This window comes from Rhodanobacter sp. Root179, assembly GCF_001428465.1.
Lineage (GTDB): Bacteria > Pseudomonadota > Gammaproteobacteria > Xanthomonadales > Rhodanobacteraceae > Rhodanobacter.
The window spans coordinates 116,431-129,051 of sequence record NZ_LMHR01000088.1 but is presented as its reverse complement, the minus strand read 5'-3'; the positions used below and the strand labels follow the sequence as shown (position 1 = coordinate 129,051).

The following is a 12,621-nucleotide window of genomic DNA, read 5'->3' as shown; positions in this document are numbered from 1 at the left end:
ATGCCCATGCGCTTCATGCCAGCATCTTCTCCACCGGCAGCACGAACATTTCGCGCGCGCCGGCCTTCTTGATCTCTTCCAGCTGCCGCCAGCTCACCTCGCCGGCGCACAGCGCCTGCAGCATCAGCTGGTCGGGCTGGCCCGCCACCGGTAGCAGGGTCGGCTGCGGGCCACCGGGCAACAGGCGGGTCACCGCGTCCAGCGTGTGGCGCGAGGTCTGCAGCAGCAACAGGCGCGATTCGCGCACCTGGATCACGCCGTCCAGCCGCTTCAGCAGCAGCTCCAGCATGTCGCCGCGTTCGTCCACCGGCAGGGTCAGCGGGCCGGCCAGCACCGCTTCGCTTTCCAGCAACACGTCGGTTTCGCGCAACTGGTTCGCCACCAGGGTGCCGCCGCTCTGCACCAGGTCGCAGATCGCGTCGGCGGTGCCCAGCTTGGGAGCGATCTCGACCGAACCGGCCAGGGTCACCACGCCCGCATCGATGCCGCGGCTGCGCAGCCATTCGCCGAGCAGGCCGGGGTACGAGGTGGCGATGCGGGTGCCGGCCAGATCCTTCGGCTCCCCGTAAGCCATGTCCTGGGGTACCGCGATCGACAGGCGGCAGCGGCCGAAACCGAGCGGCCGCAATTCGTCGAGCGGCTCGCCGTCACGCCCGGCGGTGAGCTGGAACTCGCCCAGCACGTTGCGCCCGACGATGCCCAGGTCGCACACGCCCTGGGCGATCAGCCCCGGGATATCGTCATCCCGCACCAGCAGCAGATCCACCGGCTCGCCTTCGCCGAAGCAGAACAGCTTGTCGCGGCTTTGCCGGAAGGTCAGTCCGCAACGGGTCAGCAGGTCCAGCGCCGGTTCGGTCAGCCGGCCGGATTTCTGCATCGCGATGCGCAGGCGATCGCGCGGCTTCATGCCTTCTTCCTTGCCGCCTGAGCCTGTTTCCTTGCCGCCCGGGCCGCCGCGGCCAGATAGCCGCCGCTGCCCTGGGTGAGGTAGCGCGCGACCCGGCCAATGGTGGTGATGCTGACCGCGGTGCGCTCGTGGATCTCGCGGTAAGGCACGCCTTCGAGCAGGTACGGCACTACCCGCCAGCGATCGACCAGCACTTCAAGTTCCGCCGGCGTGCACAGGTCGCTGAGAAAGGCGCCCATCTCCTCGCTGTTGCGCAGGGACAGCAAGGCCTCGCAGAGACTCTGCTCGGCGGAGCCTGGCGGGGATTCGGGATCGAGCGATCGACGCTTCATAATGTACTAACGCGTTAACACAGTGGAGCGCATCATACATGGCAGGCGGCCATGCAGCAAACCCTCGTCGAACCCCTGCCCTGGCGGTTCAGCCAGCGGCCGGTCTCACACCGACTCCCGATTCCCCAAAAGCAAAAACCCCCGCCAAGGCGGGGGTTTTCTTGCAGCAATGCCGGGCGAAGCTGGCTCAGGCCGACTTCTTCTTCGGCGCCGCCTTCTTGGCCGCAGCCGGCTTGGTCACGGTCGGCTTGGCACCGACCACGGCCGGCAGCGCGCCGTGTGCACGGGTATTGCCGTAGCTGCCGCGGTAGGTCTTGCCGCGACGGGTCTTGCGATCGCCCTTACCCATGGGAACTCCTTGATTTATTGGATGAACGGCCTGCCATCATAGCAGCGTCCCGGCATGGCGGGATAGTCAGCGACGAGCATGTCCCGCACAGTCCCCGGACGGGTCGGGACACGCCCCGGGATCGATCTGCACGGTCACGTGGCGGACCTCGAAACGCTCCAGCAGCAGGCGCTTGATCGACTGCAGCACCAGGGCGCCGTCCGCCTGCTCGTCCAGTTCGGCATGCACGGTCGCCATGCGTGACCCCGAGGCAAGCTGCCACACGTGCAGGTGATGGATGTCGCGGATGCCCGGCGCCGCCGTGCGCAACGAGCTTTCCATCTCGGTCGTGTCCAGGCCGTCGGGCACGCCTTCCAGCAGGATGTGCGCGGACTTCCGCAGCAAGCGCCACGCACTGTTCAGGATCAGCAGCGAGACCAGCAGCGACAGCAGCGGATCGGCCCACAGCCAGCCGAACCAGCGGATCGCCAGCGCCGCCAGCACCGCCGCCAGCGAACCGAGCAGGTCGCCAAGCACATGCAGGCTGGCGCCGGCGAGGTTGACGTCGTCATGCGCATGCCCGTGCAGGGTGCGCAGCACCAGCGCATTGACCAGCAGACCGGCGACGGCGACCGCCAGCATCACGCCGGAAAGGATCAGGCCCGGATGGCGCAGGCGCATCACCGCCTCCCACGCGATCCACGCCACCAGCACGAACTGGCTCAGCGCATTGACGAAACCCGCCAGCACTTCCATCCGGCCATAACCGTAGCTGCGCCTGGCATCGGCCGGGCGGGTGGCCATCCACGCACCGACCACGGCCAGCAACAGGGCCAGCGTGTCGACCATCATGTGTGCCGCATCGGCCAGCAGGGCCAGCGAACCGGACCACAGGCCGCCGATCACCTCGACGATCATCATGATGCCGGTCAGAACCAGCGCCAGCAGCAGTTTGCGGCTGCTTCCACCCGCCACGTGCTCGTGGGCGCCGTCATGCGCCTGCCCCGTGGCATGTTCGCAGCCGTGAGGCTGGTGGTGATGGTGCGGCGTATTCATGCGGGCATGCTAGGAATCGGCATGGCCGTTACACAATCACCGCGGCTCAATGCGCGCACTGCGGACCGTGCACGTGGACGCCATCACGATGGCTGTCCAGCCGCAGGTTGACGAAGTGCGCCGCCGCCAGCAGCATGCCGCCGCAAGTCACCAGCACGCTGTGCAGGATCGGCGAGCCCAGGTCGATGAAGGCGATGCCGAGCAGCAGCAGCGACAGTCCCGGCACGGCCAGGCGCAGCGGCAGGCGGCGCCGGTGCCTGCGATAGCCGCGCACCAGCACCAGCGATGCCAGCACGCAGGCGCACAACACGAAGATGCGTTCGAAGCGATGGTCGGCCAGGAATTCCATGCCGATCAGCGGCAGCAGGGCCAGCACGAACGGCAGCAGCGCACAGTGGATCGCGCACAGGAACGATGCCATCGCGCCAACGCGATCAGCCAGGTGCCACCAGCGGGATTTGTTCGACTGCTCGGGATTCATCGATTGACCCGGCGCCGCCCGACGGGGCGACTCCATGTCCGGTGGCAACATGTTACTTTATAACACTACGGCCCGCCAGCCCCGTGGACCCACCTCAGCCCTTGCGGCAGTTCCGGCAGGTGCCGTGCACTTCCAGGGTCTGCGCCTGCGGCCGGAAACCCAGCGCCTTCGCCTGTGCTTCGATCAGTTCGGCCACGCGCTCGTCGCAGACTTCCTGGGCGCTGGAGCAGATGTCGCAGATCAGGAACGGTACCTGGTGCGCCTCGGCCGGGTGATGGCAGGAAACGAAGGCATTGATCGATTCCAGCTTGTGGATGAAGCCGTTCTCGAGCAGGAAGTCGAGCGCGCGATAGACGGTGGGCGGCGCCGCATTGCCGTGCTTCTCGCGCAACTGGTCGAGCAGGTCGTAGGCCTTCACCGGCTTGTGCGCGGCGGCGATCAGCTCCAGCACTTCCTTGCGCAGCGGGGTGAGGCGCAGGCCGCGTTCTTCGCTGGCATGCTCCACGGCGCGCACGAAACCCTTCGCATCATCGTGGTGATGCGCGTGGTGCGGATGCGGGTTGCTGGCGGCGTCGTGGCTCAAGATGTCACCTCGTGGGGATCATACACCGCTACCTGCGCGGTACCGGACGGCGGCCCTGTGGCAGCGGTGGTGGCTTCGCCGGTGGCAGCCGGCGGGGCTTGCGCAGGATCACGATCCAGCCGATCGGCCCCAGCACCCAGGCCCAGACGATGCTTTCCAGCAATCGCCCGCGCCACCAGCCCAGCAAAGCTCCCACCGCGACAAACAACAGGTTCCACCAGAACATGGCTGCCCACGGCAGCATATTCAACAGGTTGAAGAAGACGTGCCAGAACGCGCCCGGTGCGTCGGGATCGACGCCCTGGGTGGCCCTGGCCAGCCATTCGTCCATGCCGCGCTCAGTGCGCCATCGACGGAAGTCGCATCAGCCGCGGGCCATCGCGATGGCGGCGTCGATTCGCTTGAGTGCTTCGGCGCGACCGGCCAAGTACAAGGTCTGATCGATCGACGGCGACACCTGGGTGCCGGTGATCGCCACCCGCAACGGCTGGGCGATCTTGCCCATGCCCAGTTCCAGCTGCGCCGCCACCTGCTCGATCACCTGATGGATCGGCCCGGGCTGCCATTCGCATTCGGCCAGCAGCGACTTCGCCGCTTCCAGCACGGCCGGCGCGCTGTCGTTCTTCAGGTGCTTGGCGACGGCCTTGTCGTCCCACTCGGTGATCGGGCCATACCAGATCGCCGCGCGCTCTGTCATCTCCTTCAGCGTGTGCACCCGATCGCGCAAGGCCACGATAACGTCGACCGGCGCGGGACCCTGGCTGAAATCGATGCCGGCGCGCTGCAGGTGCCATTCGAACTCGGTTGCCAGCGACTGCGGCTGGTCGGTCTTCAGATAATGCTGGTTGAGCCAGGCCAGTTTCTCGGTGTCGAAACGCGAGGCGGCCTTGTTGCAGTCGCCGATGTCGAACAGCGCGATCATCTCCTCGCGCGAGAAGATTTCCTGGTCGCCATGCGACCAGCCCAGCCGCACCAGGTAGTTGAGGATCGCGTGCGGCAGGAAGCCGTCGGCGCGATAGTCCATCACGCTGACCGCGCTGGTGCGCTTGGACAGCTTCTTGCCTTCCTTGTCCAGGATCATCGGCAGGTGCGCGAACTCCGGCACCGGCGCGCCCAGCGCCTTGTAGATGTTGATCTGGCGGGGCGTGTTGTTGACGTGGTCGTCGCCGCGGATCACCTCGGTGATGCCCATGTCGATGTCGTCGACCACCACGGCGAAGTTGTAAGTCGGCCAGCCGTCGGAGCGGAAGATCACCAGATCGTCCAGCTCGGTGTTGGCCCACTCGATGCGGCCCTTCACCTTGTCCTCGAACACCACCGAACCCTCGTGCGGATTGCGGAAGCGGATCACCCGGTTGGGATCTTCACGGAAAGGCTCGTTGCGGTCGCGATAGTGACCGTTGTAGCGGGGCTTCTCGCCCGCCGCCATCGCGGCCTCGCGCATTGCCTCGATCTCGGCCTTGCTCTCGTAAGCGTAGTAAGCGTGACCGGCAGCGAGCAGCTGGTCGGCAACTTCCTTGTAACGCTGCAGCCGCCGGGTCTGGTAGAACGGGCCCTCGTCGGCGTCCAGATCCAGCCAGTGCATGGCGTCGAGAATCGCCTGAACCGCCTCGTCGGTGGACCGCTCGCGATCAGTATCCTCGATGCGCAGGATGAATTCACCGCCGCGACGGCGCGATTCGAGCCAGCAATACAGCGCAGTGCGCGCACCGCCGATGTGCAGGAAACCGGTGGGGCTGGGGGCGAAGCGGGTGCGTACGGTCATGGATATCTTCGGAAGGCGCGGAACGACAGATTTTAGCCGATCAACGCGAACAAGCCGACGGCCGCTTTCACGCTACCCGTCATCCGCCGCCATGACCCTGTACATGATCCATCCTGCGGCTATCGTAAACGACCGCAACGACTGCTGGCGTCGGCTACCACACCCATCATTCAATGCGAGCGGCACCCCCAGTTGCGGCACCAGTAAGCATTGGGATTGGTGCGATCCGCACCTAGAGGTACGGTGTCCCAGCCTGACGACGGCAAGGGCACGATGGCGGGTTTGTCGTTGCCGAAATCAAGCTGCGGAGCGTCGTTCTCTTCCGGCGGAGCTCGTACCAGCACGAACTTCACGTCGATCAAGGGCCGGTGGCTGGGCGACTTGGCCGGCTTGGCGACAGCCCCGGATTGCGCCGGGGGCGTCTGTGCCGGAACACCCGCAGCCATCGAAACGCACGGCGCACTCAAGGCGAAAACGAACAAGAGTTGTTTCATGGCGACCTCCGAACGGAACGACGAGGGCAGAACCGGTCATTTCACGTGAACCGTGATCCTTTTCGACACCAGCGCCGGCTCGAACGGCACGTGATGCTGGTCGCCCAGCTCCAGTTGCAGCGTATGCGTTCCCGGCGCGAGCTTCAGCGTGGTCTGGGTCTGGCCGCCGCCGAAGTGGATGTGGTTCGCGTCGGCCGGGATCGGCTGGCCCGCGGCGGGCAGATCCTTCACGTCGACCAGCAGATGGTGGTGGCCGGTGTGCTCCTTGCCGATGCCGGCCGGTGCCACGCCCATGCCCTTCAGGCCGAAACGCACGGTGATTTCCTGACCCACGGTGGCGCCATCGCCGGGCGAGATGATGTAGACCTCGGCACCGGCCGGCGCGGCCGTGGTGGGCAGGCCGGGAGCCTCGGCGGCGATCGCGGTGGCGGTCAGTCCCGTCAGCGCCAGGGCAAGCAGGATGCGTTTCATCGTCGGTCTCCAGCGGAAGAAAACAGGCTTCAGTGTAAGCGCGACGTCATGCGTCCGCCATGCCGTCGCAACGCCACGCGGCGATGCTGTGGCAAACCGGCACGGACATGGTCATGCGCATCGGGATTGTCAGTGAGACCTATCCACCCGAGATCAACGGTGTCGCGCTGACCGTGCATGGCTTCGCCAGCGGTCTCGCCGCCCGCGGGCATGAGATCCAGCTGGTGCGGCCGCGCCAGCCACAACCATCCCGCGCTGAACCCGGCATCGACATGATCGAGCTGCGCGGCGCCTCCCTGCCCCGCTATCCGGGCTTGCGCTTCGGCTGGCCGGCCGGACGTGCGTTGCAGCGGCAATGGACATGGCAACGGCCCGACGTGGTCTATGTCGCCACCGAAGGTCCGCTCGGCTGGTCGGCGGCACGTGCCGCCAGGCAACTGGATATTCCGCTGTGCAGTGGTTTCCACACCCGCTTCGATCACTACGCCAGCCACTACGGCGTGGGCTTGCTCGCGCCGCTGCTGCGCGGCTACCTGCGCCGCTTTCACCTGCGCACCGCCGCCACGCTGGTGCCGACCGACACACTCGCACGGGAGTTGCGCACCATGGGCATCACCAACGCACGCGTGCTGCGCCGCGCCGTGGACACGCAGCTCTTCCATCCGGGTCGGCGCGACGACGCCTTGCGCGCCAGCTGGGGCGTCGACGCCGCCACACCCGTGGTGCTTTACGTGGGACGCATCGCGGCGGAAAAGAATCTCGAACTGGCGATCGAGGCCTTCGGCGCGATCCGCCGGCGACAGCCGCAGGCGCGCTACGTCTGGGTCGGCGATGGTCCGGCGCGGCCCGCACTGCAGGCGGCGCACCCGGACTTCATCTTCGCCGGGATGCAGCGCGGTGAGGCGCTGGCGCGTCACGTGGCCAGCGCCGACCTGTTTCCGTTCCCCAGCCTCAGCGAAACCTTCGGCAACGTGATCATCGAGGCTCTCGCCGCCGGCCTGCCGGTGGTTGCCTATGCGCAAGGCGCGGCGCGCGAACATCTCGACCACGGCATCAACGGCTATGGCATCGAATCCGGCGATGCGCAGGGTTTCATCGATGCCACGGTGCGGCTCGCCGGCAACCCCGCCCTGATCCGCCACATGGGCCGCGCTGCCCGCGCCAGCGTGGCCGGACTTTCACCGGAAGCGGTGATTCGCGATTTCGAAACCCTGCTGCGCGAGATGGCCGAGGAGAACCTGCATGAGCACGCCGCGGTCACTGCCCACTTCTGATCTCCTGCCCGGGCCGCGTTTCGCACTGGATGGCCGCGTCTGCGTAATCGCCAACCACTGGGGCGGACGGCGCATGGTGGGCATGCTCTTCGGCATCGTCAGCCGGCTCGGCGACGGCGTGTTCTGGTACACGCTGATGCTTGCACTGGCCATGCTTGGTGGTCAGCGCGGCCTGTCCGCGGCCTTGCACATGGCACTCACCGGCCTGACGGCCCTGCTGCTGTACCGCGTGCTGAAGCGCTGGACCCGGCGACCCCGCCCCTACCGCGCCTGCCCCGGCGTCATCGCCCGCATGCCGCCGCTGGATGAATTCAGTTTCCCTTCCGGGCATACCATGCAGGCCGTGGGCTTCACCGTGGTCGCACTCGCCTGGTATCCGCTGCTGACACCCTTGCTGCTGGGCTTCACCACGCTGGTGGGAGTTTCGCGAGTGGTCCTGGGGCTGCACTATCCCAGTGACGTGCTCGCCGCCATCGCGCTTGGCGGCGGCGTTGGTGGCGCATCGATCTGGCTGTGGCCGATGACGATCTGAGCCGGCTCGCTGTGCAGCTTCTGCGCACGCCGTAGCGAGTTCCTTTGTGCTCAGACAGATAGCCTACTTGTCCACAGGCTTTACCCGGCACGCTCCACAATCGCTGTGGAGAACTTCGCGCGACCGCTCAAGAAATCGACAAAGTGAGCCAAGTGTCTGCCGGCAAAAGGCGAACGACGATTGTCCACAGGCTTGTACAGAAGACACCCACACCAACTGTGGAAAACTTGCGCCGCACCCATGCGGCGAACGCGCGAAACCGGTCACCGCGATCTGGACAGTGGGTGACCAGCGCGTAGCAAGTCACTGATCGGCAAGTGGGGAATCGCGCTTGTCCACAGGGTTTGCCGCAACACTTCCACAGCCGCTGTGGAAAACCCTGCGGCGGATACGACGATGCCGCCCGAAGGCGGCATCGCTCATGACCAACCGAATGCCTCGACTCAGGCGGCGCGATCGGCCCGGGTCAGGATGCCGAACAGGTCGGCCAGCTTGTCGCGCATCTCGCGGCGGTCGATGATCATGTCGATCGCGCCGTGGTCGAGCAGGAACTCCGAACGCTGGAAACCTTCCGGCAGGGTCTCGCGCACGGTCTGCTCGATCACCCGCGGACCAGCGAAACCGATCAGCGCCTTCGGCTCGCCGATGTTGATGTCACCGAGCATCGCCAGGCTGGCGGAGACGCCGCCGGTGGTGGGGTTGGTCAGCACGCTGATGTAGGGCACGCCGGCATCGCGCAGGCGCGCCAGTGCCGCCGAGGTCTTGGCCATCTGCATCAGCGAGAACAGCGCTTCCTGCATGCGCGCGCCGCCGGTGGCGGAGAAGCACACCAGGGCGCTCTTGTCCGCCAGCGCACGCTCGGCGGCGCGGGCGAATTTCTCGCCCACCACCGAACCCATCGAGCCACCCATGTAGGCGAACTCGAAGGCCACCGCCATCAGCGGCCGGCCCTTGAGCTTGCCGCTCATGGCGACCATCGCGTCCTTCTCGCCGGTCTTCTTCTGGGTCGAGGTGATGCGGTCGCGGTACTTCTTGGAGTCGCGGAATTTCAGCGGATCGGTGGGCTCGAGGCTGGCCCACAGTTCCTGCGCCGAGCCGTCGTCGAGCAGCGCGTCCAGCCGCATCCGCGCGCTGATGTAGTGGTGATGGCCGCACTTGGGGCACACCATCAGGTTGCGCTCCAGTTCCGGCTTGTACAGCACGGTGCCGCAACCACCGCACTTCTCCCACACACCCTCGGGCACCGAACCCTTGCCGCCGTTGGTTCCCTGCGGACGGGTCCGCGGGTTCATGATCTTCTGCAGCCAATTCATCGCAACACCTCAAACGTTCCTGACCCGAAACGGCCAGGCGACCGTTTCAGTGTGCATCCAGCGCCGCACGGATCGGCTGCAGGAAACCTTGCGCACGGGCGGTGATTTCCCCCGCGCCGGTGGCACCCGACAACCGCTCGACCAGCGCACTGCCGATCACCACCGCATCGGCGAAACCGGCAATCGCCTTCGCGCTTGCCGCATCGCGGATGCCGAAGCCCACCGCCACCGGCGCCTTCGCCCGGGTGCGGATGTCCGCCACGCGTGCGGCGATATCGCCGGTGCTCAAGTGTGCCGCACCGGTGATGCCGGCGAACGAGACATAGTACAGGAAACCCTCGGCCGAACCGCACAGCTGCGCCATACGCGAGGGTGCGGTGGTGGGCGCGGCCAGCAGGATCTGCTGCAATCCGGCGTCGCGCAGCGGCTGCAGCACGGCCGATTCCTCCAACGGGCAATCGACCAGCAGCACGCCATCGACGCCGGCCGCCACGGCCTCCTGCGCGAAGCGCGCGTAGCCATGGATCTCGACCGGATTCAGATAGCCCATCAGCACGATCGGCGTGTCGGCATCGCGGCGGCGAAACTCGCCGACCCAACCCAGCACTTCCTTCAGTCCGACCCCTTGGGCGATCGCCCGCTCGCTGGCGTGCTGGATCACCGGACCGTCGGCCATCGGATCGGAGAACGGCACGCCCAGTTCGATCAGGTCGGCGCCGGCATCGACCAGCGCATGCATCAGGGCAACCATGTGCCCGGGCGCGGGATCACCGGCGGTGACGAACGGGATCAGCCCGGTGCGGCCGGCGGCCTTGAGTTTGGCGAAGCGGCGATCGATGCGGCTCATACCTCGACTCCTTCGCGCGCGGCGATCGTGTGCACGTCCTTGTCGCCACGACCGGAGAGGTTGCACAGCACGATGCCGTCCTTCGGCAGCTCGCGCGCCAGCTTCATCGCCTGGGCGACCGCATGGCTGGATTCCAGCGCTGCCAGGATGCCTTCGGTGCGGGCCAGCAGGTGGAATGCCTCCATCGCTTCGTCGTCCGTCACGCCGACATACTCGGCGCGCCCGGCGTCCTTCAGGAATGCGTGCTCCGGGCCAACGCCCGGATAGTCGAGTCCGGCCGAGATCGAGTGCGTCTCGGTGATCTGGCCGTTGTCGTCGCACAGCACATAGGTGCGGTTGCCGTGCAGCACGCCGGGGCGACCCGCAGCCAGCGAAGCGGCGTGGTGACCGGTGGCGATGCCCTCGCCTGCCGCCTCGGCGCCGACGATGCGCACGCCGGCGTCGTTGAGGAAGGCGTGGAACAGGCCGATCGCATTCGAGCCGCCGCCCACACAGGCGGTGAGCACGTCAGGCAGGCGGCCGTACTGCGCCAGCACCTGGGCCCGCGCCTCGCGGCCCACGATGGCGTTGAAGTCGCGCACCATCTTCGGATACGGATGCGGGCCGGCCACCGTGCCGATGATGTAGAAGGTGTCGGCCACGTTGGTGACCCAGTCGCGCATCGCCTCGTTCAAAGCGTCCTTCAGCGTCTTCGAACCGGACGTCACCGGCACCACCTCGGCGCCAAGGAGCTTCATCCGGTAGACGTTGATCTTCTGCCGCTCGATGTCCACCGCGCCCATGTAGACCACGCACTGCATGCCCAGGCGCGCGGCCACGGTGGCGCTGGCCACGCCGTGCTGGCCAGCCCCGGTCTCGGCGATGATCCGCCGCTTGCCCATGTGCCGGGCCACCAGCGCCTGGCCGACGGTGTTGTTGATCTTGTGCGCGCCGGTGTGGTTCAGGTCCTCGCGCTTGAGCAGGATGCGTGCGCCCCCGACATGCTGCGACAGCCGCTCGGCGTGATAGACCGGACTGGGCCGCCCCACGTAGTGCTGCAGGTCGCGGTCCAGTTCGGCGAGGAAGCCCGCATCCTGGCGCAGGCGCTCGTAGGCCTCGGCCAGCTCGGCCAGCGGCGCCATCAGCGTCTCGGCGACATAACTGCCACCGTAGTCGCCGAAGCGACCGTGCTCGTCGGGCCAGCGGTGGTAGTCCTGGATCGGGGGCATGGCGGGATTCCTGTGCGAAAAACTGAAGATCCCGATCATCGGATCGGGAATGTCCTGCAGATTATCGCAGTCGTGACTGCGCGGAAAAGCGATAAGATCGCCTCCATACCTCAGGAAAACTCAATCATGTCAGGGCGCGAACTGCCACCGTTGAATGCCTTGCGCGCCTTCGAGGCGGTGGCGCGACTGCACAGCGTGGGCCGGGCCGCGGCGGAACTGCACGTCACCCATGGCGCGGTCAGCCGGCAACTGCGCCTGCTCGACGAAGCGCTGGGCCGACCGCTGTTTTCACGCCAGGGCCGTGGACTGGTGCTGACCGCTGCGGGCGAACAACTGCACGCCGGCGCCGGCCTCGCCTTCGAGCAATTGCGCGACAGCTGGGCCGCCCTGCGCGAGCACAACGCGCAGGCGCCGTTCGTGCTCGGTTGCGCCAGCAGCCTGCTGGCGCGCTGGCTGATCCCGCGGCTGGATCGGCTGGCGCACGACCTGCCCGGGTTGCGACTGCATCTGTCGGCACAGGAGTCATCGCCGACGGCGGAACTGGGCAGGCTGGACGCCTTGCTGCTGTTGTCGGCGCCGCCCTGGCCCGCAGGCTGGCAGGTCGACACGCTGGCGCCGGAACGGATCGGCCCGGTGGTCAGCCCGCGCTACGGCGGCTGGCCGCGACTGCAGGGGCAGCCGCCCGGCTGCCTGCTCGACGAGCCGGTATTGCACACCACCTCGCGTCCGCAGGCCTGGCCGGACTGGCTGCGTGGCATGGATCTGCCGCCCTCGCGCCCGCCCGGCGGCGCGGGTTTTCCGCACCTCTACCATCTGCTGGAAGCGGCCATCGCCGGGCTGGGCGTGGCGATCGCACCAGCGCCGCTGGTGGCCGACGATCTGGCGACCGGGCGCCTGCTGGCGCCGTGGGGATTCCAGCCCACCACGGGCCACTGGATCCTGGCCACGCCGCAGCGCTCCGGCGATCGTCGCGCCGTCGCACTGGCCCGGTGGCTGCGCCAGGAACTGGCCGGCGGCTGAGCCGCGGCGA

The 12,621-nt window shown here is 67.1% G+C and carries 16 protein-coding genes; 3 read left to right on the top strand and 13 right to left on the bottom strand.

Translation table 11 applies throughout. The annotated features are described in order from the left end of the window. Window positions 1–13 precede the first annotated feature (13 nt). The 10 genes from hisG to ASD82_RS15670 form a co-directional block, all read right to left on the bottom strand. The gene (gene hisG, locus ASD82_RS15705; RefSeq protein ID WP_056718741.1) at window positions 14–907 is read right to left on the bottom strand and encodes an ATP phosphoribosyltransferase; all 894 of its coding nucleotides are present in this window, start codon (window positions 905–907) and stop codon (window positions 14–16) included. Then, window positions 904–1,239: a YerC/YecD family TrpR-related protein gene (locus ASD82_RS15700; protein ID WP_056718740.1), complete on the bottom strand. Its 336-nt coding sequence runs from the start codon at window positions 1,237–1,239 to the stop codon at window positions 904–906. The genes hisG and ASD82_RS15700 overlap by 4 nt, the downstream gene beginning before the upstream one ends. A gap of 187 nt (window positions 1,240–1,426) precedes the next feature. After that, a complete protein-coding gene (locus ASD82_RS17480) occupies window positions 1,427–1,588 on the bottom strand; it encodes a 30S ribosomal protein THX (protein ID WP_007805033.1) in 162 nt (53 codons plus the stop codon). Window positions 1,589–1,654: 66 nt separating this feature from the next. Continuing rightward, window positions 1,655–2,623, bottom strand: coding sequence for a cation diffusion facilitator family transporter (locus ASD82_RS15695; RefSeq protein WP_056718739.1), 969 nt, complete (start codon window positions 2,621–2,623; stop codon window positions 1,655–1,657). A gap of 46 nt (window positions 2,624–2,669) precedes the next feature. Then, window positions 2,670–3,104, bottom strand: coding sequence for a MerC domain-containing protein (locus ASD82_RS15690; RefSeq protein ID WP_056718738.1), 435 nt, complete (start codon window positions 3,102–3,104; stop codon window positions 2,670–2,672). A 94-nt stretch (window positions 3,105–3,198) separates the two neighbouring features. Further along, the gene (locus ASD82_RS15685; protein WP_056718737.1) at window positions 3,199–3,687 is read right to left on the bottom strand and encodes a transcriptional repressor; all 489 of its coding nucleotides are present in this window, start codon (window positions 3,685–3,687) and stop codon (window positions 3,199–3,201) included. Between the two features lie 28 nt (window positions 3,688–3,715). Continuing rightward, window positions 3,716–4,018, bottom strand: a complete 303-nt coding sequence (locus ASD82_RS15680; protein ID WP_056718736.1) for a hypothetical protein — start codon at window positions 4,016–4,018, stop codon at window positions 3,716–3,718. 33 nt (window positions 4,019–4,051) lie between these two features. After that, window positions 4,052–5,452: a glutamate--tRNA ligase gene (gene gltX / locus ASD82_RS15675; protein WP_056718735.1), complete on the bottom strand. Its 1,401-nt coding sequence runs from the start codon at window positions 5,450–5,452 to the stop codon at window positions 4,052–4,054. Window positions 5,453–5,622: 170 nt separating this feature from the next. Beyond that, window positions 5,623–5,946, bottom strand: a complete 324-nt coding sequence (locus ASD82_RS17850; RefSeq protein ID WP_157598943.1) for a hypothetical protein — start codon at window positions 5,944–5,946, stop codon at window positions 5,623–5,625. 36 nt (window positions 5,947–5,982) lie between these two features. Beyond that, window positions 5,983–6,417 (bottom strand): DUF4399 domain-containing protein, encoded by a 435-nt coding sequence (locus ASD82_RS15670; protein WP_056718734.1) that lies wholly within the window; start codon window positions 6,415–6,417, stop codon window positions 5,983–5,985. A 113-nt stretch (window positions 6,418–6,530) separates the two neighbouring features. Between ASD82_RS15670 and ASD82_RS15665 the strand changes: the two genes are divergently transcribed. Beyond that, window positions 6,531–7,691 carry a glycosyltransferase family 1 protein gene (locus ASD82_RS15665; RefSeq protein WP_056719138.1) on the top strand — a complete coding sequence of 387 codons (1,161 nt, stop codon included), beginning with the start codon at window positions 6,531–6,533 and terminating at the stop codon, window positions 7,689–7,691. Then, window positions 7,660–8,223: a phosphatase PAP2 family protein gene (locus ASD82_RS15660; protein WP_056718733.1), complete on the top strand. Its 564-nt coding sequence runs from the start codon at window positions 7,660–7,662 to the stop codon at window positions 8,221–8,223. The genes ASD82_RS15665 and ASD82_RS15660 overlap by 32 nt, the downstream gene beginning before the upstream one ends. Before the next feature lie 443 nt (window positions 8,224–8,666). On the opposite strand, the gene accD is transcribed toward ASD82_RS15660, so the two are convergent. Genes accD through trpB form a run of 3 tightly spaced genes read right to left on the bottom strand, consistent with a single transcriptional unit; the run spans window position 8,667 to window position 11,591 of the window. Next, window positions 8,667–9,536, bottom strand: coding sequence for an acetyl-CoA carboxylase, carboxyltransferase subunit beta (gene accD / locus ASD82_RS15655; RefSeq protein WP_056718732.1), 870 nt, complete (start codon window positions 9,534–9,536; stop codon window positions 8,667–8,669). 46 nt (window positions 9,537–9,582) lie between these two features. After that, window positions 9,583–10,383 carry a tryptophan synthase subunit alpha gene (trpA, locus tag ASD82_RS15650; RefSeq protein WP_056718731.1) on the bottom strand — a complete coding sequence of 267 codons (801 nt, stop codon included), beginning with the start codon at window positions 10,381–10,383 and terminating at the stop codon, window positions 9,583–9,585. Next, complete coding sequence (gene trpB / locus ASD82_RS15645) at window positions 10,380–11,591, bottom strand: tryptophan synthase subunit beta (protein ID WP_056719136.1); 1,212 nt, start codon at window positions 11,589–11,591, stop codon at window positions 10,380–10,382. The genes trpA and trpB overlap by 4 nt, the downstream gene beginning before the upstream one ends. 126 nt (window positions 11,592–11,717) lie before the next feature. Between trpB and ASD82_RS15640 the strand changes: the two genes are divergently transcribed. Then, a complete protein-coding gene (locus ASD82_RS15640) occupies window positions 11,718–12,611 on the top strand; it encodes a LysR family transcriptional regulator (RefSeq protein ID WP_056718730.1) in 894 nt (297 codons plus the stop codon). Window positions 12,612–12,621: the final 10 nt, after the last annotated feature.

Bases quoted from the DNA above. Each gene is read 5' to 3' on its own strand.
- gltX (WP_056718735.1), bottom strand. From the start codon at position 5,452: ATGACCGTACGCACCCGCTTCGCCCCCAGCCCCACCGGTTTCCTGCAC.
- ASD82_RS17850 (WP_157598943.1), bottom strand. From the start codon at position 5,946: ATGAAACAACTCTTGTTCGTTTTCGCCTTGAGTGCGCCGTGCGTTTCG.
- ASD82_RS15700 (WP_056718740.1), bottom strand. From the start codon at position 1,239: ATGAAGCGTCGATCGCTCGATCCCGAATCCCCGCCAGGCTCCGCCGAG.
- ASD82_RS17480 (WP_007805033.1), bottom strand. From the start codon at position 1,588: ATGGGTAAGGGCGATCGCAAGACCCGTCGCGGCAAGACCTACCGCGGC.
- ASD82_RS15640 (WP_056718730.1), top strand. From the start codon at position 11,718: ATGTCAGGGCGCGAACTGCCACCGTTGAATGCCTTGCGCGCCTTCGAG.
- ASD82_RS15665 (WP_056719138.1), top strand. From the start codon at position 6,531: ATGCGCATCGGGATTGTCAGTGAGACCTATCCACCCGAGATCAACGGT.
- ASD82_RS15690 (WP_056718738.1), bottom strand. From the start codon at position 3,104: ATGAATCCCGAGCAGTCGAACAAATCCCGCTGGTGGCACCTGGCTGAT.
- accD (WP_056718732.1), bottom strand. From the start codon at position 9,536: ATGAATTGGCTGCAGAAGATCATGAACCCGCGGACCCGTCCGCAGGGA.
- ASD82_RS15695 (WP_056718739.1), bottom strand. From the start codon at position 2,623: ATGAATACGCCGCACCATCACCACCAGCCTCACGGCTGCGAACATGCC.
- hisG (WP_056718741.1), bottom strand. From the start codon at position 907: ATGAAGCCGCGCGATCGCCTGCGCATCGCGATGCAGAAATCCGGCCGG.
- trpB (WP_056719136.1), bottom strand. From the start codon at position 11,591: ATGCCCCCGATCCAGGACTACCACCGCTGGCCCGACGAGCACGGTCGC.
- ASD82_RS15670 (WP_056718734.1), bottom strand. From the start codon at position 6,417: ATGAAACGCATCCTGCTTGCCCTGGCGCTGACGGGACTGACCGCCACC.
- ASD82_RS15680 (WP_056718736.1), bottom strand. From the start codon at position 4,018: ATGGACGAATGGCTGGCCAGGGCCACCCAGGGCGTCGATCCCGACGCA.
- ASD82_RS15660 (WP_056718733.1), top strand. From the start codon at position 7,660: ATGAGCACGCCGCGGTCACTGCCCACTTCTGATCTCCTGCCCGGGCCG.
- trpA (WP_056718731.1), bottom strand. From the start codon at position 10,383: ATGAGCCGCATCGATCGCCGCTTCGCCAAACTCAAGGCCGCCGGCCGC.